The 26,597-nt window shown below is 30.2% G+C and carries 22 protein-coding genes; 21 read left to right on the forward strand and 1 reads right to left on the reverse strand.

Going from position 1 to position 26,597, the window contains the following annotated elements:
* Positions 1 to 399: 399 nt before the first annotated feature.
* Together D1815_RS11890 and D1815_RS11895 are read left to right on the forward strand one after the other, a co-directional pair.
* A complete protein-coding gene (locus D1815_RS11890; protein WP_118387158.1) occupies positions 400 to 6,495 on the forward strand; it encodes an alpha-2-macroglobulin in 6,096 nt (2,031 codons plus the stop codon).
* 41 nt (positions 6,496 to 6,536) lie between these two features.
* Positions 6,537 to 7,259 carry a hypothetical protein gene (locus tag D1815_RS11895; RefSeq protein WP_118387160.1) on the forward strand — a complete coding sequence of 241 codons (723 nt, stop codon included), beginning with the start codon at positions 6,537 to 6,539 and terminating at the stop codon, positions 7,257 to 7,259.
* Between the two features lie 55 nt (positions 7,260 to 7,314).
* On the opposite strand, the gene D1815_RS11900 is transcribed toward D1815_RS11895, so the two are convergent.
* Positions 7,315 to 7,902 carry a hypothetical protein gene (locus tag D1815_RS11900; protein WP_118387162.1) on the reverse strand — a complete coding sequence of 196 codons (588 nt, stop codon included), beginning with the start codon at positions 7,900 to 7,902 and terminating at the stop codon, positions 7,315 to 7,317.
* 138 nt (positions 7,903 to 8,040) lie between these two features.
* On the opposite strand from D1815_RS11900, the gene D1815_RS11905 reads away from it, so the two are divergent.
* The 19 genes from D1815_RS11905 (at position 8,041) to D1815_RS11995 (ending at position 26,565) form a co-directional block, all read left to right on the forward strand.
* Complete coding sequence (locus D1815_RS11905; RefSeq protein ID WP_118387164.1) at positions 8,041 to 9,135, forward strand: serine hydrolase; 1,095 nt, start codon at positions 8,041 to 8,043, stop codon at positions 9,133 to 9,135.
* Positions 9,136 to 9,197: 62 nt separating this feature from the next.
* Entirely contained in the window at positions 9,198 to 10,076 is an 879-nt protein-coding gene (locus D1815_RS11910; protein WP_027392576.1) for an AraC family transcriptional regulator, read from the forward strand.
* Positions 10,077 to 10,181: 105 nt separating this feature from the next.
* Positions 10,182 to 11,636 carry a nuclear transport factor 2 family protein gene (locus D1815_RS23930; RefSeq protein WP_233557631.1) on the forward strand — a complete coding sequence of 485 codons (1,455 nt, stop codon included), beginning with the start codon at positions 10,182 to 10,184 and terminating at the stop codon, positions 11,634 to 11,636.
* A 61-nt stretch (positions 11,637 to 11,697) separates the two neighbouring features.
* Positions 11,698 to 12,234 carry a hypothetical protein gene (locus tag D1815_RS11920; protein WP_147404303.1) on the forward strand — a complete coding sequence of 179 codons (537 nt, stop codon included), beginning with the start codon at positions 11,698 to 11,700 and terminating at the stop codon, positions 12,232 to 12,234.
* A 111-nt stretch (positions 12,235 to 12,345) separates the two neighbouring features.
* Positions 12,346 to 12,963, forward strand: coding sequence for an O-methyltransferase (locus tag D1815_RS11925; protein ID WP_118387168.1), 618 nt, complete (start codon positions 12,346 to 12,348; stop codon positions 12,961 to 12,963).
* Positions 12,964 to 12,968: 5 nt separating this feature from the next.
* Positions 12,969 to 13,502 carry a cytochrome b/b6 domain-containing protein gene (locus tag D1815_RS11930; RefSeq protein ID WP_118387170.1) on the forward strand — a complete coding sequence of 178 codons (534 nt, stop codon included), beginning with the start codon at positions 12,969 to 12,971 and terminating at the stop codon, positions 13,500 to 13,502.
* Positions 13,503 to 13,517: 15 nt separating this feature from the next.
* Entirely contained in the window at positions 13,518 to 13,952 is a 435-nt protein-coding gene (locus D1815_RS11935) for a cupin domain-containing protein (RefSeq protein WP_027392581.1), read from the forward strand.
* 221 nt (positions 13,953 to 14,173) lie between these two features.
* Positions 14,174 to 15,232: a DUF262 domain-containing protein gene (locus tag D1815_RS11940; protein ID WP_118387172.1), complete on the forward strand. Its 1,059-nt coding sequence runs from the start codon at positions 14,174 to 14,176 to the stop codon at positions 15,230 to 15,232.
* The gene (locus D1815_RS11945; RefSeq protein ID WP_118387174.1) at positions 15,233 to 15,862 is read left to right on the forward strand and encodes an MAE_28990/MAE_18760 family HEPN-like nuclease; all 630 of its coding nucleotides are present in this window, start codon (positions 15,233 to 15,235) and stop codon (positions 15,860 to 15,862) included.
* 386 nt (positions 15,863 to 16,248) lie between these two features.
* Complete coding sequence (locus tag D1815_RS11950; RefSeq protein ID WP_118387176.1) at positions 16,249 to 16,764, forward strand: hypothetical protein; 516 nt, start codon at positions 16,249 to 16,251, stop codon at positions 16,762 to 16,764.
* 233 nt (positions 16,765 to 16,997) lie between these two features.
* On the forward strand, positions 16,998 to 17,558 hold the full coding sequence (locus tag D1815_RS11955; RefSeq protein ID WP_118387178.1) for a DUF2004 domain-containing protein: 561 nt from the start codon (positions 16,998 to 17,000) through the stop codon (positions 17,556 to 17,558).
* A gap of 102 nt (positions 17,559 to 17,660) precedes the next feature.
* Positions 17,661 to 18,101 carry a hypothetical protein gene (locus D1815_RS11960; RefSeq protein ID WP_120650534.1) on the forward strand — a complete coding sequence of 147 codons (441 nt, stop codon included), beginning with the start codon at positions 17,661 to 17,663 and terminating at the stop codon, positions 18,099 to 18,101.
* Between the two features lie 357 nt (positions 18,102 to 18,458).
* Complete coding sequence (locus D1815_RS11965) at positions 18,459 to 19,196, forward strand: LytTR family DNA-binding domain-containing protein (protein WP_118387182.1); 738 nt, start codon at positions 18,459 to 18,461, stop codon at positions 19,194 to 19,196.
* A 123-nt stretch (positions 19,197 to 19,319) separates the two neighbouring features.
* Complete coding sequence (locus tag D1815_RS11970; RefSeq protein WP_118387184.1) at positions 19,320 to 20,534, forward strand: alpha/beta hydrolase-fold protein; 1,215 nt, start codon at positions 19,320 to 19,322, stop codon at positions 20,532 to 20,534.
* A 626-nt stretch (positions 20,535 to 21,160) separates the two neighbouring features.
* Positions 21,161 to 21,712, forward strand: a complete 552-nt coding sequence (locus tag D1815_RS11975; RefSeq protein ID WP_240337552.1) for a helix-turn-helix domain-containing protein — start codon at positions 21,161 to 21,163, stop codon at positions 21,710 to 21,712.
* A gap of 107 nt (positions 21,713 to 21,819) precedes the next feature.
* Positions 21,820 to 23,328, forward strand: coding sequence for a serine hydrolase (locus tag D1815_RS11980; RefSeq protein ID WP_162897361.1), 1,509 nt, complete (start codon positions 21,820 to 21,822; stop codon positions 23,326 to 23,328).
* Positions 23,329 to 23,479: 151 nt separating this feature from the next.
* On the forward strand, positions 23,480 to 24,727 hold the full coding sequence (locus D1815_RS11985; protein ID WP_118387188.1) for a hypothetical protein: 1,248 nt from the start codon (positions 23,480 to 23,482) through the stop codon (positions 24,725 to 24,727).
* Positions 24,728 to 25,033: 306 nt separating this feature from the next.
* Positions 25,034 to 25,609 (forward strand): hypothetical protein, encoded by a 576-nt coding sequence (locus tag D1815_RS11990; RefSeq protein ID WP_035084928.1) that lies wholly within the window; start codon positions 25,034 to 25,036, stop codon positions 25,607 to 25,609.
* Between the two features lie 194 nt (positions 25,610 to 25,803).
* Positions 25,804 to 26,565, forward strand: coding sequence for a DJ-1/PfpI family protein (locus tag D1815_RS11995; RefSeq protein ID WP_118387190.1), 762 nt, complete (start codon positions 25,804 to 25,806; stop codon positions 26,563 to 26,565).
* Positions 26,566 to 26,597 lie beyond the last annotated feature (32 nt).

Consider the following 26,597-nt stretch of genomic DNA (forward strand, 5'->3'; position numbering starts at 1 on the left):
TACGAACCTTTTTTTGGGGAAAAATCAACTTTTATTATTACTTATAAATATAGTCATAAAAACAGAAACTATTAAGTCTACGACCCTCAATTATTTCAGAATGTACTGTATGGAGTATTAACACCAACAGCTAAAATCAAAAATAAAATGTGACTAATAGGCATACTTTCAAATTAAATCTAGGTCTATTTCCTGAACATAAATCACTAAAATCACCACTTAATAGAGCTCTAAATACTCATTCAATTAAATACTACACTAATCAAAACAAGCTTTTCCCTAATTTATCGTTGCAATTATGTAGCTTTATATAGTTATTTACTATTTACAAATCTTTATCTAAAATATGTGGTATAAGACTTGTACTATTGTTTTAACAAACACAAAAAAACCAAACAGATGAAAAAACACATCATTCTTGTTTTCATACTCTTTATTACAAACCTAAATTATATGATGGCTCAGAACGACTATAATTATCAAGACGATTGGAAAAAAGTAGAAGAGTTTGACCAACAAGGTCTTCCTAAATCCGCTCTAGAAATTATAGAAACGATCCATAGTAAGGCAAAAAAAGCAAACAACACAAATCAAATCACTAAAGCTTTGATTTACAAAGCTAAATACAATTTAGTTTTAGAAGAAAATGCTCAGCTAAATATCATTAAGGAATTTAAAAGTGAAATTTCTAACAGTAAATTCCCTAGCAGAAATATCTTAGAAAGTATTTTAGCCAATTTATATTGGCAATATTTCCAAGAACATAGATGGCAATTTTATGATCGTACTAAAACTTCTGAAAAAGTAGATAAAGAAGATTTCAGAACATGGGATTTAGAAACGTTATTTGCAGAAATCCATCTGTATTATCAGAAATCACTAGAAAATGGCTTATTAGCTCAACAGACAGATCTAATACGATTCAATGACATTTTATCAGAGTCTACAGGTTCTAAAATATATCGACCTACACTTTTTGATTTTCTATCGCATAATGCTTTAGCTTTTTATAAAACTTCAGAAACAAGCATTACTAAACCAGCATATGCTTTTGAAATTGACTCCCCTGATTACTTAAAAGATCACGAACCTTTTTCTATAATCAAACTTAACACTAAGGATTCTTTATCCTTACAGTTCCATGCTTTAAAAATATACCAAAGTCTTATCAATTTTCATAAGAGAGATAAAAAACCTGATGCATTAATCGAAGTAAATATTGAACGTTTAAAATTCATTCATGACAATGCTGTGTTTAATGATAAACAAGAACTTTTACTAGCTACCTTACTTTCAGAAAAAGAAAAACATAAAAACAGCCCATCCTCCACCCTATACGACTATGAAATAGTTACTCTTTATCAGACACAAGCCGCTACTTATATTCCTGAAGAGAATGAAACTCATCGTTGGGCACTTAAAAAAGCCTTGGAAGTTTGTGAAGCAGCTATTTCGCAATATCCTAAATCCAGAGGAGCTATTAATTGTGCATATCAAAAAGAACAAATTCTTGATGCGCAAGTTAATTCTATAAAGTTAGAAAGTTACATCCCAATTAACAAACCATCTAGGCTTCTAGTAAACTATAAAAACCTTGAACTTCTATATTTTAAAGTATTAAAAGCAAATCAAAATCAAATACAATCTTTACAGAAAATATATGAGCCAAAAAAGAAAGTAGCATTTCTAAACAAATTATCAGAAGTTCATTCATGGGAATCAAAATTTATTGACAAAAAAGATTACCAAAACCATAACATGGAAATTGCCGTTCCTTCATTAGGGCAAGGATCATATATTATTGTTGGATCAATTACCAAAGATTTAAGCGCAGATCATACATTCACTTTTGGAGATTTACAAGTTACTAACCTGACTCTTTTAGAAAACAAAACAACAAAAGAAACTAAGTTTCAGGTTATTGATAGAAATAATGGAATACCAATACCTAATGCCTCGATTAAACTCTTTGCAGATAGTAGAAGAAATAGTTTAAATAAAACGCTAACAACTAACGAAAAAGGAGAAGCGTTCTTTTCTCAAGAAGGTTATTACTACAATGTATTAGCAACTGTTACTAAGGGTACAGATAAAGCAAATTTTAAAGGAATATATCTTAATCAATATGGTGGTGATAGTCAACCAGATAATAGCACCAGATATTCTACTTTTCTTTTTACAGACCGAAGTATTTACAGACCTGGACAAACCGTATATTTCAAAGGGATTATGATGGCTACCAAAGGAAAAGAAGATCCTAAAGTAGTAGCTAATAGACCAACCTTTGCAAAACTTATTGATGTAAATGGGCAAGAAATTAAACTACTAAAATTCACTACCAATGAATATGGATCATTTGCTGGAGAATTTATTCTACCTTTTTCTGGGTTAACAGGTAATTATACAATCCAAACAGATAATTACAATAGCACCTATATTTCTGTAGAAGAATACAAGCGCCCTAAATTCGAAACAAATTTTAATCCAGTTACAGAAACCTATAGAGTTAATGATAATATTAAACTCACAGCAACTGCTACTGCCTATGCCGGTAGCAATATTACAGACGCTAAAGTAGTATACCGAGTATATAGACAAATACAGTATCCTCGTTGGTGTTATTGGTATCCTAGAAACAGTGAAGAACAAGAAATCACACATGGTGAGACCACGACCAATGATATAGGAGAATACAACATTACATTCGCTGCTTTACCAGACAAAAGTGTTTCAAAAGATAATCAACCTACTTTTACTTATAAAATAATAGCGGATGTTACAGATATTAATGGAGAAACCAGAAGCACTACAACCTATGTAAACGTGGGATATCATGCATTAACAGCATCTATTAATATTGATTCCGAAATTGATAAAACCAAAAAAGGCAATATCCTAAATATTACTACTCAAAATCTGAACAATGAATTTATAGCAAATACAGGAAGTCTTAAAATTTACAGACTACAAGCTCCTGAATGCCCTTTACGAGTTCGCCCTTGGAAAGCTCCTGATTACAGTAATATGAGTAAAGAAGAATTCAAGAAATTATTCCCGCATGATGCTTATAAAAACGAAGATGATTATAGGAATTGGGAAAAAGGAAATCTTGTTTTAGAAAGAATGTATGACACTAAGGAAACTAAAGAAAATGCAAAAGGAACTAAGGACATATTACTAAAAACTATTAAGAAATGGCAAACTGGTAAGTATGTAATTGAACTTTTAACTAAAGATCGATTTGGACAAGAAGTAAAGGATATTAAATATATTAATATCTATGACCAATCTGATAAAACTATAGCCGACAATAAACTGTTTGAAATTACTACGGACAAAGGTGAATACGCAATTGGAGATGAAGTTATACTAAAACTAAGTTCTGCCTCAGAAGATATTACAGTCACTTTAGATATTGAGAAAAATCAAAAGGTAATTGAAACTAAACTGATTAAATTATCTAACAATAGTAAGACTATCAAAATACCCGTAAATAAAGAAGATCTAGGTGGTTTTGCCGTTACATATAGTTTTGCAAATTATAATGCATATCAAAGTGGTACTATACCGATTGCAGTTCCGTATGAACCGACAGCGCTTACTATAGAAACTAACACCTTTAGAGATAAGTTACAACCAGGACAACAAGAAACTTGGAGTTTTACTGTAAAAGGACCTAAAGGAGATAAAGTAACTGCAGAGCTACTAGCCAGTATGTATGATGCTTCTTTAGATCAATTTAAGCCGCATCAATGGTATTTTAATCCTATCAATCGACCTATTTACTATTCGTACTCACAACGAAATGCAACCAAAAGTTTTGCTAAAGGGAATTTTAATATCTATGATCAACAACTATGGATCGCTAGTTTCCAACACCAGGGATATGATCAACTAAATTGGTTTGGATTATATTTTGGAAATTCATACAATTACCGAATGGACTCTTTCGCCTCTGGTGTACGAGGTAAAAAAAGCAGAAAATTAGCTTCTGCTCCCATGGCATCTATGGAAATGGCCGCGGATGATGCAGAACTAGAAGAAGTTGCTGTAGTTGAAGAAAAATCTTCTAAAGAAATTTTGGGAGGTACTTTTGAAAAGAATGAACAAGATGAAGAGAAAAAAGAACCATCCCTAGAAGGAGTTAAGATTCGTAAAAATCTTCAGGAAACCGCATTTTTCTTTCCGAAGTTAACTACGGATGCAGAAGGTAACATAAGTTTTAATTTTACTGCTCCAGAGGCATTGACTAAATGGAAAGTGCAACTATTGGCACATACTAAAAAGCTAAATGCTGGAACACAACTATTAGAAACTATTACCCAAAAAGAACTAATGATTTTACCAAATCCTCCAAGATTTCTTAGAGAAGGTGATAAGATTATTCTGAGTTCTAAAGTTTCTAATATTTCTTCTAAAGATCTTAGTGGAGTTATCGAGTTACAATTAACAGATGCTTTGACCGGTAAATCAATTGATACCGATTTACAGAACACTAGTATTCGCAAAGATTTTTCTGTAAAAGCGGCTGGAAATACTAATGTATCGTGGGAACTTTCGATTCCCTCTACTGTACAAACGGTACAATATAAAATTATAGCAAAAGCTGGTGAGTTTTCTGATGGAGAACAGAATGTATTACCTGTGTTATCAAACCGAATGCTGGTTACAGAAACATTACCTATGTGGATCCGTTCTAATCAGACCAAGACATTTACATTAGATAAATTAAAAGAAAACACATCCACTACATTAAAAAATCATAAGCTCACATTAGAGATGACATCTAATCCAGCTTGGTATGCTGTGCAAGCACTACCCTACTTAATGGAGTATCCATACGAATGTGCAGAACAAACATTCTCTAGATATTATGCAAATTCTTTAGCAAGTCATATTGCTAATTCTAACCCAAGAATTCAGGAAGTATTCAATCAGTGGAAAAACACGGATGCTTTACTTAGCAATCTAGAGAAAAATCAAGAATTAAAATCGCTAATCATACAAGAGACACCTTGGTTAAGAGATGCACAAAGTGAAACAGAACAAAAGAAACGCATTGCATTACTTTTCGATCTTAATAAGATGAATAATGAATTGCAAAGTGCTATTAACAAACTACAGCAAATGCAGTATGGTTCTGGAGCTTTCCCTTGGTTTAAAGAAGGAAGAGAAAATCGTTATATCACTCAGCACATAGCTTCAGGTTTTGGACATCTTAAAAAACTAGGTGTTACAAAATATGACAACAAAACTCAGAATATGCTTCAAAAAGCAGTTCGTTATCTAGATAAAGAATTTATAAAAGAATATGAAGAGCTTAAAAGATATTGTAAGCGCAACAAGATAGATATTAATGAAGACCATCTTAGTTACACGCAAATGTATTATCTATATATGCGTAGCTTCTTTACAGATATTAAAAGAGCAAATAATACTAATGAAGCTTGGGATTATTATTTAGGACAATCCAAAAAATATTGGTTAAAAAGAGGTTTGTATCCACAAGGTTTATTAGCGCTAATATTACATCGAAATAATGATACTAATACTGCCACTAAAATCATTAGATCATTAGATGAAAAAAGCATCACTAGCGAAGAACTAGGCATGTACTGGAAATCTAATACTGCTAGTTGGTATTGGTATCAGGCTCCTATAGAAACACAAGCCTTGATGATTGAAGTTTTTGCAGAAATCGAACAAGAACCCAAAAAGACTGAAATTGTAGACAATCTTAAAGTTTGGTTACTTAAAAACAAACAAACTAATCAATGGAAAACTACCAAAGCTACTACAGAGGCAGTGTATGCATTATTATTACAAGGTAGCGACTGGTTATCTGTAACTGATATGGTAGAAATCGTATTAGGAAATCAAAAAATTGATCCTAGTACGATGGAAGATGTAAAAGTAGAAGCAGGAACAGGATATTTCAAAACATCCTGGAATGGGAATGAGATACAGAAAGATATGGCAACTGCCAAAATCACCAAAAAAGGAAAAGGGATCGCTTGGGGAGCATTGTACTGGCAATATTTTGAAAATCTGGATAAAATTACCTCAGCAGAAACCCCTTTACAGTTGAAGAAAAAATTATTCTTAAAAAAGAATGCGGATACTGGTGAAGAGATTACAGAAATCACAGATAAGACACAATTAGAATTAGGAGATTTAGTTAGAGTTCGTATCGAGTTACGATCTGATCGCGCTATGGAATTTGTACACATGAAAGATATGCGTGCTTCTGGATTGGAACCTATTAATGTTATCTCACGATACAAATACCAAGATGGATTGGGCTATTATCAAAGCACAAAAGATGCTTCTACCAACTTTTTCTTTGACTATTTACCAAAAGGAGTTTATGTCTTTGAATATGATTTACGTGTGAATAATAAAGGAGATTTCTCTAATGGCATCACTACAATACAAAGTATGTATGCACCGGAGTTTAGCAGCCATTCTGAAGGAATAAGAGTAAAAGTAAAATAGACTTTAAGTTCGAATCTAATTAATTTGATTACTAAAATATAATGATAAAAAATAGTTTAATACTTATACTTTTAATTTGTGTACTAGCAAGTTGTACTGATGATAAAAAGCCAAAAATAGTATATGATAACAGCGGTAAAAACAAAGAAACAACAGAATTAAAAAAAGATACTACCTTAATCGAGGCTGCGGATCTGCCGATTCAGATGGATAGTACAGATTATTTAATACACCCGATTGGTTTTTTAAAAATTAGCAAATCTTGGTCTAAAACATCTTACAGATCTTCGGATTATAAGAATACCAATTTTTCTGTATCCAATCAATCTAAATATCAGATTACTGGAAACTTAACAAATTTAAAGTTTCAACATATCGATTCTGAAAAACTAGTTCCACTAACAGAAGAGACAATTAATATTCAATCGGTAACTTTTCTAAAGGAAGTGTTTGATCGAACTAAATCAAAATATTTACTGTACAAGGTGATAGATAAAGACACTAATCAAGATCAAATTCTAGATTATCAAGATTTAAAATCTTTATACATCAGCAATATCGATGGGTCAAATTTTACTAAGATAACCCCAGATTATCAAGAATTAGTCAATTGGAAAATATTAGTATCCAAAAATAGATTGTATTTTAAAACTGTTGAAGACATTAATAAGGATGGCGAATTTGACAAAACAGATATCATACATTATCAGTACTTGGATTTAGATAATAAAAATTGGAAGGCTAAAGAGTACAACCCTCTCTAATAAACTATTTAAACTAAATAGCTAAAACAAAAGCTTTATAATACTAGTTGTTTTTTTAAGTGTTTTGTTTTAGCTCTTTTTCAATAATAGTTTTCAAAACTTTTAGATCATTTTCACTTATAACATCAGACAAAGAAAAGGGATCAAAATCACTTGATTGCGGGTAGATAAAAACTTCAAACTTATTAATAATTATATTTTTTATTTTATCAAGTGCAAATGCTTCAGAAGATTTAAGAAAAAACTGAATCTTTCCCTCTCCAACGGTAAAAGAAAACTTTTGATTACCTATCAATTCTCGTATTTCTAAGTATACATTTTGCCTAGGTCCGTCATTTTCAACAACCGATCTTAAAATCATTAAATCATAAATATTAACCACGTCCATTAAATCATATGATAAAAAGGCATCCGATTTTGGGTAAATGCAAATCCCTTTTTCATCAATTAAAATGTCCTGTATTTCTTGAGTTTCAATTTTTTCAGAAGCTATATTGCAAAATCCTATTTCAGAATTTGTTTTTGGATAAATTAAACGTTTATCATCATATTTTAGATATATAGAAGCGAATTCGTTTATTTCTGAATAAAGTTCATCTCTAAATCGATCAATCTTTTTGATAAAATATTCTTGCGTTTTCATATTGCAAAGCCCTTCTAATTACAGATACATTTTAGATATCAAAAGATGTATCTTTACATTAAGGATAACCAAAAAGACAATTTGTAACACTTACATCTAAAAAATCTTATCCCGTATAGTTCGCGAAACTTAAAACCAATGAAAAGAAACCTGCTAAAACAATCCATCTTACTATTGTTAATCAACTTATTAACTAATTGTTATGCGCAAAATAAAATCCAAAATCTAAAGGGTTTTGATATTTCGCCTGATTCCATTAATACGTTCCTTAAGACACGTATGGATTCTTTACATATTCCTGGGCTTTCTATAGCGGTAATAAATAATAGTAACGTTGTTTATCATAAAACATTAGGGTACGCCAATCTCGAAAAAAAACTACCGGTTACCGTCAAAACAATTTTTGAAGGAGCCTCTATGTCTAAATCGGTTTTTTCAACATTTGTAATGAAGTTTGTAGAAGATGGAAAACTAGATCTGGATAAACCTATGTATGAATACCTACCTTACGAGGATATTACATACGATGAGCGTTATAAAAAAATAACCGCCAGAATGATTTTGAGTCATCGGTCTGGATTTCCTAATTGGAGAGAAAATGAAGATGACAAAAAACTAAAAATCAAATTTGATCCTGATACAGATTACGAATATTCTGGAGAAGGATATCAATATTTAGCAATGGTCTTAAAACATATCTTAGGAACTGATTGGAATGGTTTAGAAACTTATTTTCAGAAAGAAATAGCAAAACCTCTAGGATTAGAACATACTACTTTTATTGAAGATTCTTACGCCCTAAAACATAAAGCAGAACCTTATGATAAAGAAGGTAATTGGATCGATTGGAAAAATGAGTATTGGTACAAAAAGGACAAAGGCATATTCGTTTCTTCTTCATCTATTCGTTCCGAACCTATTGATTTTTCTAAATGGATGATTGGTGTTATGAATAAGAAAATCTTATCCGAAACTAGTTACAAAGAACTATTTAAACATCATTCTAAAATAACAACATTATCTACCGGAGTTAATGTTTATTATAGTTTAGGATTTATCACAGCGGATTCCCCTCATCACAATACTTATTTTCATGGTGGATCTAATGATGGTTTTACATGTTGGTACATGATGGATGTCGAAAAAAAATGGGGATATGTAGTATTTACTAATTCCATGTTTGGAGAAAAATTAGGAAATGAACTATGGGATTATTTCGAAAAAGAATATTAATTCTTATTAAAGCAACCTAAAACAAGAACTTAGTTCCATATAAATTCCAAGTACGCATCTCAGTGAAAGAAAAAATTAAACATATAAAATTTGACAATAAAACCAATCCTAAATCATACTTCGAGGTTGTACAACTTGAAGAATTACTAAACAGAAAATTAGATCACGATATATGTAAAAACCATATTGTAAAATTTTATATTATCATTTTTATCACAGAAGGAAATGGATATCATACTATTGATTTTGTAGATTATAAATACCAAAAAGGTTCTGTTCTATTAGTTAGAAAAGATCAAATTCAAAAATTTTCTAAAAGCGCTACTGCAAAAGGGTATTTACTAATCTTTACTGAAGAGTTTATAGTTAGCCACATCAATAAGTTAGAGGCTCTGAAATCATTTCAATTATTTAATGAATTAATAAGCTTTCCTAAGATTGAGTTGCAGGTAAAAGAACATGAATTTTCCGATTTTTACTCTTTAATGGAACAAATAGTATCCGAGTATAAATTAAAAGATGAATACTCCATTAGTATCACCCGTAGCGCATTACACATACTAATTACCAAATTATTCCGTATCAAATTTAACAATGGACAATTGCCAAACAAAAAGAAATATTTAACGGAATTCTTATTGCTTCAGGATATGGTAGAAAAAAATTGCTTTGCCAATAAAAAAGTGATGTATTATGCTCAAAACATGGGCTGTTCTACCAAAACACTGAACAATATTGTACAAGCAATAATTAATAAACCTGCCAAAAATTTTATTGATGAGATCGCCATTACGCAAATAAAAAGATTACTTATTGGTACAAACGAATCGGTTAAGGAAATAGCATATACATCTGGGTTCGACGATCCAGCCAATTTTTTTAAATATTTTAAAAAATTTGTAGGAAGCTCTCCAGAAGCCTTTAGACGATCGCATCAGTAATATTTTCCTATTTTGACACTAATTGGGATAATATCAACCACTTTATTGTTTTGATACTGAACTACTTTTGATAATACAATTTCTATTATTATCAAATACAGTAAAATGAAACACGCAATCAAACTTACCCTCGTTTTAATGACTTTATCTCTAAGTCATTGTGCTAAAACCAAAGAAACATCAAAAGAAAGTAAAACCATTATGGAGGTAACTACTTTCAATATCAATGAAAATGTAGACCCAATAGCATTTAAAACCAGAGATCAACTTATAGAAAAAGACTTTACAAGCAAACAACCAGGTTTTATAAAAAGACAAAGTGCTATTGATGAAAACGGAGCGTATGTCGTAATTGTATATTGGGAGAGTATCGCAAATGCAGAAGCATCTATGAATAAGTTTATGAGCGATACATCCGTTGCAGATTATGCACAAATGATCAATGGCGCTACCATGAAGATGGAGCGTTATAGCATGGATAAAGTATTTAATGCAAACCAAAGTGAATTTGTAGAGGTAATGACATTTGATTTAAAACCAGATACAGATTTAGAAAAATTCCATAAACTTAATCAAAAGGTAGAAACTGATTTTACCGGAAAAAGAGATGGGTTCTTACAAAGACTTACCGGTGTAAATGAAAAAGGTACACAAGCAGTTGCTGTTTACTGGACCAACAAAACCGCTTCTGATGCTTCTTTAAATGGTTTTATGGCAAATCCAACAGCAAAGGAATTTATGGCAAAAATGGATCAGTCTAGCATGTTCATGGGACGCTATGAATCTTTACCAGCACACGTAACCAAAAAAGAAAAAGTAGTTGCATTGCTAAATAGTTTTAACACAGGTGATCAAACTCCAATTTCATATATCAATCCACAAAAATACATTCAACACAACTTAGACGTTGGAGATGGATTAGCAGGTTTTGGCGAAGTAATGAAAAATGCCCCAGAAGGCGGATTTAAAGCAAATGTAGTACGAGCTTTCGAAGACGGAGATTATGTATTTACGCATACAGAATATGACTTTTTTGGGCCAAAAGCCGGGTTTGACGTTTTCCGTTTCGAGAATGGAAAAATTGTAGAACATTGGGATAACCTATTAGAAGTACAAAAACCAAATCCAAGTGGACACACCCAATTCGACGGAGCTACTAAAATTACCGATTTAGATAAAACATTAGTAAACAAAGCCAAAGTAAAAGATTTTATTGAAAAAATACTTCTAAACGGCGAAATGGATAAGATCACTAATTATATAAATCCCAAAAAATATGTGCAACACAATCCTGCTGTAGCAGATGGATTAGAAGGCTTTGGAGAGGCTATGAAATACTTTGCCAAGAATGGTTTGGTTATGGAATATACAGCACTGCACAAAGTCTTGGGACAAGGAAACTTTGTTCTTACACTAAGCGAAGGAAAATTTGGCAAAGGAGATCAAACTGCGTTTTATGATCTATTTAGGCTAGAAAATGGATTGATCGTAGAGCATTGGGATGTAATTACAACAATTCCGCCTAAATCCGAATGGAAGAATGAGAATGGAAAGTTCTAAACAATCTCCAGGACACACAATTTATTTTAAAACGAACGTAAACTTTTTTAAAACCCTTACTATGAAAACTCTAAAATCAATTAGTTGCTACCTAATACTATCCTTGGCATTAAGTTCATTTACCTCTTGCGATAGTGATGATGATAACACTACTCTTCCAATAACATCCGGAGTCAGTGTAACTGTAGCTAATACATTTCAATCAACTACCATTACAAGTGGGGTTGAAACTGCCATAGAAGATTTATTCATGCAACCAGCAGGATCATTAGAAGTAACAGCAACTATTGAAAATGCTGTTGAATTTCCTGCTTACTTGCTAGGTTTATATGATATAGACATTGATCAAAACACCATTTCTTTTGAATTGGTTGCACAAACTGGAGATGCAACCTATGGAGATTTATTTAGAACATTAGAAACAGGAACTTTTGATCGATATTATTTTACATTCGATGAACCGCAAAATGTATCTGGATTTACTTCTGATAACGATTATGTTACTCTTAGAATCGATTCTAATAGTGTTCTAGTAGTAGAAATTGGAGCAGGATTTAATTTTAATCCAGGAACTAGTTTTACTATAACACTAAATTAATTTAGAACATACACTTAACTAACTGTATGTACTATCAATGGGTACATACAGTTCTCTCTAAAAAAAGCAGTCTTATTCTTTTAATCAAATTTTATATATAAGAAAAATACAATGAGCAAAGAAAAAACCAACAAGATTATAGACGAATTGTTTCGTGATTCTAAAGGTGATTTTTTTAAAATGATTAAGGCTGTTTCTAAAAGTGTAGTCCGTCCATTAAAGCCAGAAGATTTTAAAGATGTATATCTTTCGATATCTAAAGAACAAGGAGAAGATCTTACAAAATTAATTATACAAAATAAGTATAAAAACATTGTCGAATTTGGAACCTCATTCGGGATATCAACCTTATACTTAGCCTTAGGCGTGATAGAAACTAATGGGCACATTATCACAACTGAGCTAATTACCTCTAAAGCTAATAAAGCAAAAGAAACGTTCAAAAAAGCAGGAGTAGACAATCTTATTGATCTAAGAATTGGGGATGCTATGAAAACTTTAGAAAATCATAAGACACCTATAGATCTATTGTTTTTAGATGGTTGGAAAGATGTGTATCTCCCATTGTTTAAAATGCTAGAATCCAATTTTCATACCAACACTACCATTTATGTAGACAACGCCAATATGAAAGAAACGCAACAGTTTTTAGACGTTATTAGGCAACAACCAAAATACAGATTACAACCTCTATATAATGGCAAGGTATTCTTAATTAGCGTGCTATAATTACAATGCAACAGCCATCTATAACATATAGCAAACGTACTATTTGGATTCATTGGGTTTCTACAGTACTTATTTTTGGATTAATCTATACAGGAATTAATATGGAGCATCAAGCTGTCAGTGAGCGTAAATTTATACTGTACCAAATACACTTCTCATTAGGGGGTTTAGTATTTCTAGTAACGATCATTAGGGTCATTGCTTTATGTACAGATAGGAAACCTAAGAATTTATACCCTAAAAAATCTGTAAGAGAAAGGGTTAGAAAATGCGTTTACTATGGTTTCTATATTAGTATCATCTGGATGTGCGTGTCTGGATTAACATCTCTTTTTTTAGAAGGAATTATTCACTCATTACAATCTAGTAATTGGCAAGATTTACCAGAAATAAGTGTAGATGGTTTTCATCCCATTATGTTATCGCATCACATAATGGCCAAAATGATATTCCTTTTATTATTATTTCATATTTCTGGATTTGTATTGCACTTGATACAGAAAAAAGAAAACACGTTAAAGAGAATTTGGTTTAATTAATATATATATATATAAATGAAAGAAAAAGAGATTATTAGAAACGGACAAGGTGACAACTACAATTATTCTCAGGATCATTGCTTTATCAAACTTTCTTCTGATAGCACACAAGGAGAGTTATGTTTTGTAGAGGACACCTTAAAACCTGGATTCTATCTAGCTAGACATCATCATAAAATCATGACCGAAGTATTTTATATATTAGAAGGAGAAGTAGAACTAATTTTTGATGATGAAACGATTATCGCAAAACCAGGAGACACGGTTACTGTGCCACCAAACGTATGGCACGCTGCAGGTTGTGCAGAAGGTGGAAAAATGCTTAGTATATTTAAAAATGGTCAATTTGATTTATATCTAGAAAAGCTATCAAAGATGTCTGATAGTGATTTTGAAGATGCTGAACTTATGAAAGCTATAGCTGCAGAATTTGATATCTACGAAGAATAAGGAATACTACATAACAATGTACTTAGACCACATATGAATTCATATGTGGTTTTGTTTTGTGGGGAATTTTACACTATTTTTAGATCCATAAAACAAAAATGCCTGTAAAGTTAACGAGGTATAATACATTTGTAAACGCTTACAAGTAATTACAAACGGTACTATATGCAATAACTATACACGCATGTTACAAACTATTAAAAAAATAATCTAAAAAAGCTATGAACAAAGATGAGAGTTTGTTAAAAAAATTAGAAAACACTAAAAATAGTCTTAGTACTGATCGTTTGGATATGTCTTTTGGGGAAATCATGAGTATGTACGAAAGAAACGAAATAATTATTGATCCAATATTTCAACGATTATTTAGATGGACAAATTTTCAGCAAACTCGATTCATTGAATCACTTTTACTTGGTATTCCAATCCCTCCAATCTTTGTTGCTGAGGATAAAGATGGGCGTTGGGAATTAGTTGATGGCTTACAAAGAATTTCTACTGTTTTCTCTTTTTTTGGTCTATTAAAAAAACTTCCTGAAAAGAATAGTTGGATTTTAAAAAATGGAGACTTGATTCCTGAATTAGACAATTATTCGTGTAAGGATTTACCATTAAAACTTCAACTAAATATTAAACGTTCTGTTTGTAGAATTGAAATTGTAAAATGGAATAGTAAATATGATATGAGATATGAGCTCTTTAATAGATTAAATACTGGAGGAGCTAGATTGACTGATCAAGAAATCAGAAATTGTATTTTCAGAGGAGTTTCTAGTGAATTTAACACCTTTTTAAGTAGTGAATCGAAAAAGCCTGTATTTATTGACTTAATTGGACCTACGGAAAAACAAATAGAAGAATTGTACCTTGATGAACTAGTCCTAAGGTTTTGCTCTTTATATAATAACGGAGAGAACGTAAAAGAAACTATATCCGAGCATATGACATCATTTATGAAAACTATAGTTTCACAACCTCAAAAAATAGAATTATTTAAAGATATATTTAATCGCACAATAAATTTACTTAAGCCCCTTGGCAAAGAAGTTTTTAGAGGGTCAAACAATGTCCTTTCTACAAGTCTTTATGATGGAATAACTATTGGTATAGCACAAAATATATCAAAATTTGAGATTAGAGACACAAATTATTTATTGAGTAAAATTGATCAACTTAAAAATGATCTTGAATTTAGAAAAGCTTCTGGGTCAGGTGCACATAGTAAAAGTAGGATATATAAAAGATTAAAGGTTGCAAACCTTTTATTTGAAAACGAATAGATGTACTTACTGCTAGGCGAAATTCAATCGGATATAAGTTGGCGTATATCAGAGATATCTAATATTAAGACAATACCTCTAAGGTATAATTTACTAGATCAGCATAAAAAAACATTAACCTTATATTCAGTTCCATCTTTATATGCTCTCTGGGAAGGTTTTATTAAAAATTGTTGTCAATTATTAACAACATATCTGAATAATTTAAAAATAGAATCGTCATTGGCTCACATAAATGTTTTAACGCATGCTATTGAGAATGAATATCACTTAGGCAATGAAAGAAAACATTTCGACAAAAAAATTAAGCTAGTAGAGTCTACATTAAAAACATACAACTCTATTTTAGTAATTCAACAAGGAATACCTACCGAATCGAATATAAATTATAAGGTAACAAACAAAATATTAGAACGATTTAATATTAATTTTCTTAATAAGAAATATGAAAGACCTTTAGATAGACTACTACTATTTAGAAATAAAATTGCTCATGGAGAAAACTCAATAAAAGTAAATAAAAAAGATATTGAAGAATTCTCATTACTTATAGAAAATCTGATGTATGAAATACTTTTATTAATTGAAGAGTATCTTAAAAGTAAATCATATCAAAAAAACAGTTTGTAACACTATATATACATCATGCTTGTTTAGCTGTTCTGAATTAAGGTTTGGTTTATTTTTGGTATCCCACGCATATTATTTTGATGTATCGAATTTTGAGTTAAATTAGCGCTAAACAAAAAAATATGCGCTCGTGCTCTATCAGAAATTCCGTGAATTTTAGCTCGCACGACTGCATATACTCACCGTTAGCTGTAATTCCCCACGTCAGGACACTTTCAAAATAGATGTGGAATTTTAAAATATCTATTTATACAGAGCTTATTAATTCCTTAAGCTAATGTAAAAACGGATAGCAAAAATGAGTTAAAAATGATAATTTTGAAAAATATAAACACTTGAATTTTAGTGTCATTTTTTGACGTTAGTCAAGATTAAAAAATGAAACTATGGACGTAATAAAACTAGCAATCGAATGGGCAAAAGCCGAAGTATTCTCAACACGTTTCTTTATTTTCTTCGCAATTGGATTTTTAATCGCAAGTGTTGGATTTTGGCAATTCGGAAAAACAGATTTAGCAAAGGCTTATATCATTCCAACCTTAGTTGCAGGTATATTACTATTAGTAATTGGTAGTGGTACTAACTACACCAATGTTCAAAGACTTAAACAATTTGAAAAGGATTTTAATACCGATAAAACTGCCTTTTATCAGTCAGAAATTGAACGTTCTGAAAGCACTATAAAGCAATTTAAATTTGTATTTAAATTAGTTCCAATATTAATTATCGCAGCAGCATTATTAATTCTATTTATTAATACACCAACTTGGAGAGCAATTAGTATTACTACCATTTCAATTTTAATTGTCATTTTATTAATTGATGGAAATGCACACTCAAGAATTGAGAACTACCACAAAGAATTGAAATTGTTGGACTTAAAAAATGAAATAAAAAAATAATTGCACACAACATTGACTATAATTAATACAGGTTTTGGTGCTTAACTCAAAGTTTAGTGTATTTTTATAAAGTCCGCCAAATCTTTTGATTTGGCTTTAGAACAGAAAAGATAAAACAAAATAAAAAGTTTTGGCTAAGTGCTTAATTGAAAATTAATCGCTTTTTAATCCCGTACTAATCATAGCCTAACCGTTAGCTGTAATTAACTCACTCAATTCTGAAAAACCATAAAATGGGAATATTTGACCTTTTTAAAAGAAAAAAAGAAGAAACAGAAAACGAAAAAGAGGAAATTCTAATTTTGGAAAAACCCGACTTTAAAGAAATTGAATTAGAGAACTTAAAGGATTATTATAATTGGAACCTAAAGTTTGGAAAGCGAGAACTGAATTTAGATTTCAATTTTGAGACGAAATCGACTAATCAATCTGAGTTAGAACAAATTCAAGAGTTCGTGAATAAAATACCCGAACTTGATAATCAAAATCGGACTTTTATAAAATCAGATTTTGAACAAGACGTAAGTATGACATCTGATTATTTGAATTTCTATCTTGAAGAACTTGACGAAAGTGAATTGGCTGGAATCATTAACATAAAAAATCGAAAAAAATCAAGAAATAGTCTTTTAATGGAACAACTGAACTTAATAAGAGTAGGTATTTATCCGCAAGCTTCTTATTTCGGAACTTTTGACTATTCGATTGACATTGATGGAGAGCCTTGTAATCAACTTTTAGTTGTTAATATTAATAAAGATGGAACTTTAGACCATATAACTTGGGAAAGTTGAGAGCAAAAATAACTACAGCTAACACAGTGTATAAAACATAGCTAATAAGTGCTTAACCGAAAGGTTTGTGTATATTTAGAAAGTCCGTTAAAGACAATAGAAATGAAAAGAGTAATTCAAATCATAATTCTGATTTCCATATTTATCACTGGATGTGAAACTAAACAAAATCAGAAATACGAGCTAAGTGGAAAACAAAGTATTATCATAAAGGAAATGATAGATGCAGTAAACAAAAAAAACGCTAAAGAATACGTGAAAGGTTTTGCGGATAAAGTACAAGTGTATGTCGAATCCGATTTAAAAGTTGACGGAAAAGAAAACTTAATTAATAACAGAGCTATACACTTTGAAAGTCATCCAAACGTTCGCTCGGAAATACAACATCTAGTTGAAATAGATAATAAAGTAATTATGCATGACAAAGTTTGGCTAGATGAATCTGATAAAATAGGGCAAAATATTGTTGAGATTTTTACTTTTGAAAATGGAAAAGTTATTCGAGTTGATGTAATTCAGCCTAATGATTTATTTCGGAACTAAAAATAACTGGCTACAACAATGTATAAAAAATAATAGCGGTTTAATCGCTAAAACGGAGGTAAGTAAATATAAAAAAAGGCTGTGTTAATCCGAAAAGTTAGTGTCTTTTACACTCCACGTTTCATACACAAAACCGTTGTATCTAATTCCAGAGCACTATCGGAATGAAAATCACAAATAGAAGCCTACACAACACATTCTTCCATTTTACTAGAAAAGAACCTCTGTACAGCATTAACATCAAAACAACTAGCTAAAGAAATTCTGCTCATTCTACAAATAACAACCAAATCACCACTACGTTTATATAATTTATTAAATGCTTAAATTAGTCCCAAACTCAAATAGTATTAACAAATGAATAAACTTAATCCCTCTATAAAACATCACTTATTAATTGGTGTATTTATAGGAATTTGGATGTTCTGTTTCGTTTACTTTATAAGACCATTTGAGATTGAATTCTTTTCAAACACCAATTGGGTAGGTCTCGGAATTGGGTTTTCCTTTCTTACATTTTTGTGTTACGCTATTGTAGCTGTTATACAAAACAGGATCTATAAAAAGATAGTAAGATGGAATGTTGTTTTTGAGATTATAACTATTCTATGTTTATGTTTGATTTTAAATATTGTTTTCTATAAGTATTCTAAAAGTTCAATTATAAATAGTGTCTATAACTTTTCTTTCTTTTCTTTTCTATTTGCTAAGACATCTATTGTATTAGTCCCATTATTAATATTCTCTAGACTATATGTTGTAAGACTTATTCCTCCTAAAGAGGCCTTACTCACTATACGAGGTGATAATAAACTAGATATTCTTAAAGTATACCCTTCAGATCTAGTAAGTGCATCTAGCTCCCAAAACTATGTAGAGATTTTCTATTTAGATAATGGAGAATTAAGTTCAAAACTTATTCGTTCTTCATTAAAAAAGTTGCATCAAGAGATCCCTTTTTTGGTACAAGTGCATCGTTCTCACTTTATAAATCCAACACATTTTAAGTCCTGGAAAAACCAAAACACGATTTTCCTTACCCAAATGGAGGTTAGTGTTTCTAAAAATTATAAGGATAGTATTCTAGCCTTATAATTTTCGTACCTGAAAAATCATCTTTCGTCCCAAGCCCATATTATTTAACGGTTTGAAGCTTTTTTAAATGTATTTTTATCCCGTGATATTTATTACTAACGATTCTTCAAAAAAGCTTCATAAATGAAAAACATATCATTATTACTCGTTCTTATAAGCATACATTTTCAGATGAATGCCCAGTTTTGTAAAAACGAAAAAAATGAAATAGTTATTGGAACAGCAGATTCTTTATATTCTCATGTACTTAAAGAACAACGTGATATTTGGGTACATCTTCCAGAAGAAATAGAAGAAGAAAAAAAATACCCTGTAATATATGTATTGAATTCTCCCAGGCATTTTTATCCCGTTACAGGCATGTTAAAACTATTAGAAGATTTTGATATTCCAAAGTCTATTGTTGTGGGAATTACTAATACAGATAGCACTAGAGATTTTACTCCTACAAATGTTCTTATAGGACGACAAGGAAATTCTGTCGAAACTTCTGGCGGTGCTTCTAATTTTCTAGAATTTATGCAATGCGAACTTGCTCCATATCTCGAAAACAAATATCCTACAGATAAGTTGAGTACCATTGTAGGGCATTCTATAGCAGGACTTTTTACGGTATATGCCTATGTAAATCACCCAGATGTTTTTGACAATTATCTGGCTATAGATCCAAGCCTTTGGTGGGATAAAGAAAATCTAGTAAAGCAATCTAAAAAATTACTTAAAAAAGACAATTATCAAAACAAATCTTTACATCTTGCTGTAGCAAATAGTTATAAAGTAGATACTGTTAAAGTAAGAAGAATGGATGATGAACCCACCGAAGGGTTAAGAGCCAATCTTAAATTTCATGATATACTGGTAGAAAATCAAAAACATCTTGAAACATCTTGGAAATATTATCCAGAAGAAGATCACGGAGGTATTGTAACACTGGGAATGTACAATGGTTTACGATCTGTATATAAATGGTATAAATTTAAAGAAAGATGGCGCTTTAATACTCCAAAAAGATATAGTAAAGAAGAGCTAACACAACCTTTTTATACTCACTTTAATAAACTTAGCATTCGGTTTAAACGTGATATGAAACCAAAATGGGAATTTGTAAATGATTTAGGGTTCTTTATGCTAGACGTACACGACTTACCCAAAAAAGCCAAAGCCTATCTGGATATTAACCTACATTTTTATCCAGAAGAATCTAGAAGTTATGTAGCAATGGGTGATTTCTATTCAAAAACAAAAGAAAACCAAAAAGCCATAGAACAATATCAAAAAGCTATTGAAATTGATGGTAATAAAGATGCTCAAAAAAAGCTAAAAAAACTAACTAAATAAAAATTGTAACCTAGAACAGTACAGCTTTATAGATAACTAAAATGTTAAGATATTGTTGAATAATTTAAATTTAAAAAATCAACAAAATAACAACACAGCATAAAATTAATTACTTATCTAGATCTAATTCTGAAAATCTTTCCAAATATTATGTTCTGTTTCTATTTGCTAACTTAGTTGTTTAAACAATCCGACTAATCGTATACAAACAGTTACAGGCAATTATTCACTTTTGATCGGACAACTTTTTAGGAGGGATATGCTGAGAGTATGGAGTTTTCTTCTGATTAACAAAACAGACAAATACTTTGCAAAAAGGAATTGCCCAAATATTTTACGATGGTATCGTGGAGAGTTACGCTATCCAAACGTTAGCACGCTATTAAATACCAGATCATGGTCGTGATAATTTTTTATAAATTCAAATTTGAAGCGGAGTTGTGATGTGTTAATCTAAGGGAAATGAAATATCAGTTTCCTTTACCAACGGATCATACAGGATATGTATATTCCATAAGTTTGAATACCTCCGAAAAAGTTGGGATTATAAATTGTTATAAAACCTGAACAACAATACCTTTATTTATTATTAATTTTGATCTAAATAAAACAGTACACAACTTTGTGTGCCATTTGAAAAAACATTTTATAGATTGAACAAACTTTTAAAATATCGCGAAAAATTAAACCTCACTCAAGAAGAACTAGCTGAAAAAGCGGGTATTTCTACAAGAACGATTCAGCGAATAGAAAAAGGTATTGAACCCAAAGGACACACCCTAAAAGTCTTGGCCAAGGCTTTAGAAATTAACGAAAATGATTTAAAAGAAAATCAAATTAAATCTGAGAGTATCAATTATCAACTTATAAAATACATTAATCTTTCGTCCCTACCCCTTATTATGATCCCTCTAGGAAGTATTGTTTTACCCCTACTTATCATAGGTATAAAAAAACAATTCAATCCTCTGACCAAGCAAATAATTTCTTTGCAAATTCTTTGGTTTATTCTTTCTATAGTTCTCTTTTTTTTAATCGTACTTTTTACCGAAAATGGTAAAATCATTTTATTCTTAAGTTGTACCATTCTGTTTAACATCTTTATAATTTTAAGAAATGCAGTAGAGCTTGACAAAAACAAGAAGCTATACATTAAACTGAATTTCAACATCATATAAATAGTGTCAGATAATTGTCACCTCATTGTCAGATAACTTTTTGCTGTTTTTTTGATTGGTATTTGGAGATTTGAAACTTCAAATATCAATCAAAATTTAAAATGAAAATGTACAGACTAATTTTTGTAATCGTATTAACTCTAACAGCAAAAAACAGTTTTGCTCAAGTATCAAATAATTCAAACTTGTTTATTGAGTTAAAAGAAGCAGATAGCTTAATTTTTAAAGAAGGGTTTAATAAATGTAATTACTTAGCTCTAAAAAAAGTACTTCATAAAGATTTAGAATTTTTTCACGATCAAAATGGTAGTTCAAATTTAGAAGATTTTTATAAATCATTTACCAGCAGTATTTGCTCGAATCCTAATTTTAAACCCATTAGAAAATTGGTAAAAGAAACATTAAAAGTATTTCCTTTAAAAAATAATGGAGAAATATATGGCGCAGTACAAACAGGTGATCATGTTTTTTTTATTAAAGAGCCTAATAAAAAGCTATATGCTACCGAGCGAGGTAGATTTATTCACACTTGGATTTTAGAAAATGGACAATGGAAAGTGAAACGAATTTTAAGTTATGAACATAAACCACCCAAAAAAAATTATGGAGCTAAATTCGATGCTGATTATGCTTATAAACTATTTGATAATGATAAAGAAATAGAGAAATTATTAAAAAAACATAATATTCCATCCATCGCAATAGGACTAATAAAGAAGGGAAAAATTCAACAAATAAGAACATTTGGGGATAAAAAACCAGGTGAATCCATTTCAAAGAACAGTATATATAAAGTTGCATCTTTAACCAAACCCATTACTGCTTTTGTGACTTTAAAATTAATTGATGAAGGGGTTTGGAATTTGGACAAACCTGTTTCAAAATATTTTATAGATGAAGATGTAAAGTATAGTAAATATGTAAACAAACTAACTACAAGACATATTTTATCGCATCAATCTGGTTTTCCTAATTGGCGATATTTGACGGATAACAAAAAATTATCATTTCAATTTAAACCTGGATCAAAATGGCAATATTCTGGAGAAGGTTTTGAGTACTTACGTAAAGCGATTGAAAAGAAGTTTAACCGCCCTTTTGAAGAAATTGCCCAAGAAAAATTATTTAATCCATTAAGAATGAATAGCACCTATTTTTATTGGACAGATAAGATTGATGATAAACAATATGCGGTTGAGCACGATGAAAACGGAAAACCAATAAATTACGAAAAACATACTGTTGCAAATGCTTCGGCAAATTTATTAACTACAGTAGAAGATTACGCTAAATTTTTAGGGTATATATTGAACGGAGCAGGTTTGTCTGAAAAAACTTATAATGATTTTCTAAAAGTCCAAGCAAACGAAAAAGTAGGAATTGATTGGAGTTTAGGAATGCAAATGTTAACTAACTTACCTAATAATGAAACTGCATTTATGCATACAGGTGGAGATTATGGCATAAAAACTATTGCAATAATCCTTAAAAACTCTAAAGATGGTTTAGTACTATTTTCAAATTCAGAGAACGGAATGGTTTTATGGCAAAAAATTATATCTGAATATTTCGGAGCTATTGGAGAAGAAATTGTTAGAAGAAATTTAGAACAATAAGAAAAAGTACGGCACATAATAACATATATAAAAACAACTATTAAAAGCCAAAATTATGGATTAGTTCTTTTCTTCTATCTTTGTTTGCCAACGGAAAATTAGCAAACAAATCTGCTACTTTTTATATACAAAACCGCTGTTAAATAATTTTATGAAACCTATACTATTTATACTTTTTGTTATTTGTTATAGCTCAATATTTGGACAAAATTTAATCGATTATACAAGTGATTTTGATTTATTAGGAGATGTTAAAAAGGTAGAAGAAAAGTCATATTCTTTAATATTTATAGCTATACTCGAAGCAAATGGTAAACTAGCAGAGCAATCTAAACTAGAAGATCACAGGGTTTTGTCTTTTAATAAAAAGAATATGCTTATTGACGAATATGAGAAAAATAAATATGGAGACGTTGTTAAGTGCCAATACATTTATGACAAAAATGACTCGTTAATAGACATTAAATATAACCAACAATCGTCTTTAAATAGAAGATTAAATAAAATTAGCGCACATTTCGGAAAAGAAATGATGACCCATACGGGAATTCTAAAGAGCTATAAATCTACATCATTACCCATGAAAAATTTTTATGATTCGAAAGGTAGGATTTCAAAAGTATACTACCAATACAAATCATACAACAACAAAAAGATTTCTAACTGTAACTTTTCATATGATGGCAGTAATTTGAAATCAATAGATTGTTATGACAGTAATGAAAAAATATTTTTTAAGAGGGAATATTCTTATGACGAGAAAAATAAAATTTTAAAAGAGAAATATAAGGTATATAACAATCAGGAATTAAAAAAAGAAACTACATCTTTTTTTAATAACAAAGGAATTGTAACCAAAGAATATACAGAAGAATATAAAAATGATAAAATCCATTTAGTTATAGAGGTAATTTATACTAATTTCAAAAAATTAAGTACTATTATTACTAACCCCACAGACAATACTATCAGAAAAAAAATTAATGAATATGATTTAAAAGGTAATTTGCTTTCTCGTACAATGATTAATAAAAAAGGAGATAGCATTGTATATAAAAATTTCAAAACATATTCATATGATAAGCATAATAATATCTTAAGTTACAAGGAAACTTCTTTCGATTCAGAAACTGTTTCTAGTATAAATGAAAAATTTAAGTATAAATATGATAAAAATGCTAATTGGATTATAAAATGTAATTGCCTTGATAATGAACCCGTAAAAACAACATTAAGAAAAATTGATTATCACAACTCTGCTTCAAATGAAACAATCAATAAAACAAATGCTATATTTTTTTGTGATCCAAATTATGAAAAAAGATTAAAAAAGCTAAGGAAGGAAATGGAAAGTGATCATCGAAACGATATTCCTGATATTGAAGAAGAAGAAAATTAATATTGTCTAGTACTTTATATATATGTAATACTGGGATGATGGTTTAATATTGATGACCAAAATATCAGCAATATATACTACTGCATTTGCATGATTAAGATAAAGTGATATATTCGTAATAACGAATATAAACAGTACTTATTCTTAACCCAGATTACTAGAATATAAGTAGGCATGATCGCATATATTCGGCACTATATCTCATTACGACGACTCAACACCATTATCCAACAATTCAGCTTTATAAAGTATTTAAATATTAAAAAAAATGTAATTTTTGAAAATATTAATCAATCAAATACTACGATGAAATCAAAAATCATTTGCATAATCGGACTTTGCTTATTCGTTATAAGTTATTGGATATTTACAAAAGGTAATGAATTTGCTCACAGTCAAAAACCAATTGATTTTGCTCATTGGCTAAATTTGATTGGAGCAGTTTTACTCTTGAATTTCAATAAAGTATTTCCAAAAAATAAAATCGGAAAAATCGCTTCTGTACTAACATTCATAGGAGTAGTCGCATTTATTGGACTAAATACAATCGACTTTATTTCGTGGAGTTTTGGAAATGATAATAATGCAAGAAATATCTTTTTAAACCAATTAGCTAGCACACCAGCGATAGCTTTTCCATTTGTTTATGTTGGTCCATCTTTACTTTTTTTAGGACTTACAATTCACGCTATAAATTTTATCAAGTCAAACCTTATTGGATACATCCTAACGGTATTTGGAGCCATTTTCATGGGATTAGGCTACTTCTTGTGGAATAATTTAATCTATACTGCATTGGGTGTATCAATTTTTTCTTTAGGTTTAATTCTAATACTTAGTAAAATAAACACAAATGAAAACGTTGCACAACAGGATATATAAAACCTAGCTAATAAATTCTAAACCGATAGATTTGTACTTACTTATAAAAACCGTTAAATTTTTAAATTTGACTTTTAGAACAGAAAAGTTAAAAACAAAAGTTCGGCTCTGTGTTAATTCGAAAAATTAGGTAACATTTTGCCTTGCTACGACATATATATTAAACAATCTAAGCAATTTGTAAAAACAGAACTATGAATAAAATTTTGGCATTTTTATTAATCTTTATTTTAAGTATTTCCTGTACACGGAATATCGAAAAAAAGAAAATTCTTTTCATTACAACCAATGTAGATAAGATGAAAAATGAACCAAATGGAACGTATCTGATTGAATTGGCAATCCCCTTCAATAAATTTTCTGAAAAAAATATAGAAATTGATATTGTATCACCAAAAGGTGGAAAAATCCCAATCTATCATAACGGAGATACTACGGATTTAGTCAAAAAAATTATCAAAAGTGAACTATTCAAAAATAAAACAGAAAATAGTTTAAAACCGTCAGAAGTAAATTCAGAGGAATATTTAGCTGTCATAATCCCTGGTGGGTATGGGCAATTTTGGGACACTCATAAAAATACAGATGTTCTTCATACAATATCGGAAATATATGATTCAGGAGGGATTATCGGAACAATTGGTCACGGAACTGCTACACTTATCGATGTGAAATTAAAATCGGGTCAATATCTGGTCAAAGACAAAACAATGACCAGTTTCCCTACATGGAATGAAAAAAATATAATGAAACAGTCTGATTTTGGAAAATTATTACCTTATGATATGGAAATTGAATTAAAAAAAAGAGGAGCTAATTTGAAAATATATAATCACGAAAAGAAAATAAATTATGAAATTGTTGATTCCCAAAATAGATTAATAACAGCATCTTTCGCAAATAGTGGAAAATTTGTAGCAGATGAAGTTCTTAAGTTCATTAATCCAGTCGAATAAGAAACGGCTTACAACAAGGTGTATAAAACTTT

Source organism: Aquimarina sp. AD1 (assembly GCF_003443695.1).
GTDB lineage: Bacteria > Bacteroidota > Bacteroidia > Flavobacteriales > Flavobacteriaceae > Aquimarina > Aquimarina latercula.

Coding starts and splice junctions, on each gene's coding strand:
- D1815_RS11985 (WP_118387188.1), top strand. CDS start 23,480: ATGAAACCTATACTATTTATACTTTTTGTTATTTGTTATAGCTCAATA.
- D1815_RS11980 (WP_162897361.1), top strand. CDS start 21,820: ATGTACAGACTAATTTTTGTAATCGTATTAACTCTAACAGCAAAAAAC.
- D1815_RS11900 (WP_118387162.1), bottom strand. CDS start 7,902: ATGAAAACGCAAGAATATTTTATCAAAAAGATTGATCGATTTAGAGAT.
- D1815_RS11955 (WP_118387178.1), top strand. CDS start 16,998: ATGGGAATATTTGACCTTTTTAAAAGAAAAAAAGAAGAAACAGAAAAC.
- D1815_RS11930 (WP_118387170.1), top strand. CDS start 12,969: ATGCAACAGCCATCTATAACATATAGCAAACGTACTATTTGGATTCAT.
- D1815_RS11895 (WP_118387160.1), top strand. CDS start 6,537: ATGATAAAAAATAGTTTAATACTTATACTTTTAATTTGTGTACTAGCA.
- D1815_RS11935 (WP_027392581.1), top strand. CDS start 13,518: ATGAAAGAAAAAGAGATTATTAGAAACGGACAAGGTGACAACTACAAT.
- D1815_RS23930 (WP_233557631.1), top strand. CDS start 10,182: ATGAAACACGCAATCAAACTTACCCTCGTTTTAATGACTTTATCTCTA.
- D1815_RS11960 (WP_120650534.1), top strand. CDS start 17,661: ATGAAAAGAGTAATTCAAATCATAATTCTGATTTCCATATTTATCACT.
- D1815_RS11970 (WP_118387184.1), top strand. CDS start 19,320: ATGAAAAACATATCATTATTACTCGTTCTTATAAGCATACATTTTCAG.
- D1815_RS11965 (WP_118387182.1), top strand. CDS start 18,459: ATGAATAAACTTAATCCCTCTATAAAACATCACTTATTAATTGGTGTA.
- D1815_RS11950 (WP_118387176.1), top strand. CDS start 16,249: ATGGACGTAATAAAACTAGCAATCGAATGGGCAAAAGCCGAAGTATTC.
- D1815_RS11940 (WP_118387172.1), top strand. CDS start 14,174: ATGAACAAAGATGAGAGTTTGTTAAAAAAATTAGAAAACACTAAAAAT.
- D1815_RS11925 (WP_118387168.1), top strand. CDS start 12,346: ATGAGCAAAGAAAAAACCAACAAGATTATAGACGAATTGTTTCGTGAT.
- D1815_RS11920 (WP_147404303.1), top strand. CDS start 11,698: ATGAAAACTCTAAAATCAATTAGTTGCTACCTAATACTATCCTTGGCA.
- D1815_RS11990 (WP_035084928.1), top strand. CDS start 25,034: ATGAAATCAAAAATCATTTGCATAATCGGACTTTGCTTATTCGTTATA.
- D1815_RS11945 (WP_118387174.1), top strand. CDS start 15,233: ATGTACTTACTGCTAGGCGAAATTCAATCGGATATAAGTTGGCGTATA.
- D1815_RS11905 (WP_118387164.1), top strand. CDS start 8,041: ATGAAAAGAAACCTGCTAAAACAATCCATCTTACTATTGTTAATCAAC.
- D1815_RS11995 (WP_118387190.1), top strand. CDS start 25,804: ATGAATAAAATTTTGGCATTTTTATTAATCTTTATTTTAAGTATTTCC.
- D1815_RS11890 (WP_118387158.1), top strand. CDS start 400: ATGAAAAAACACATCATTCTTGTTTTCATACTCTTTATTACAAACCTA.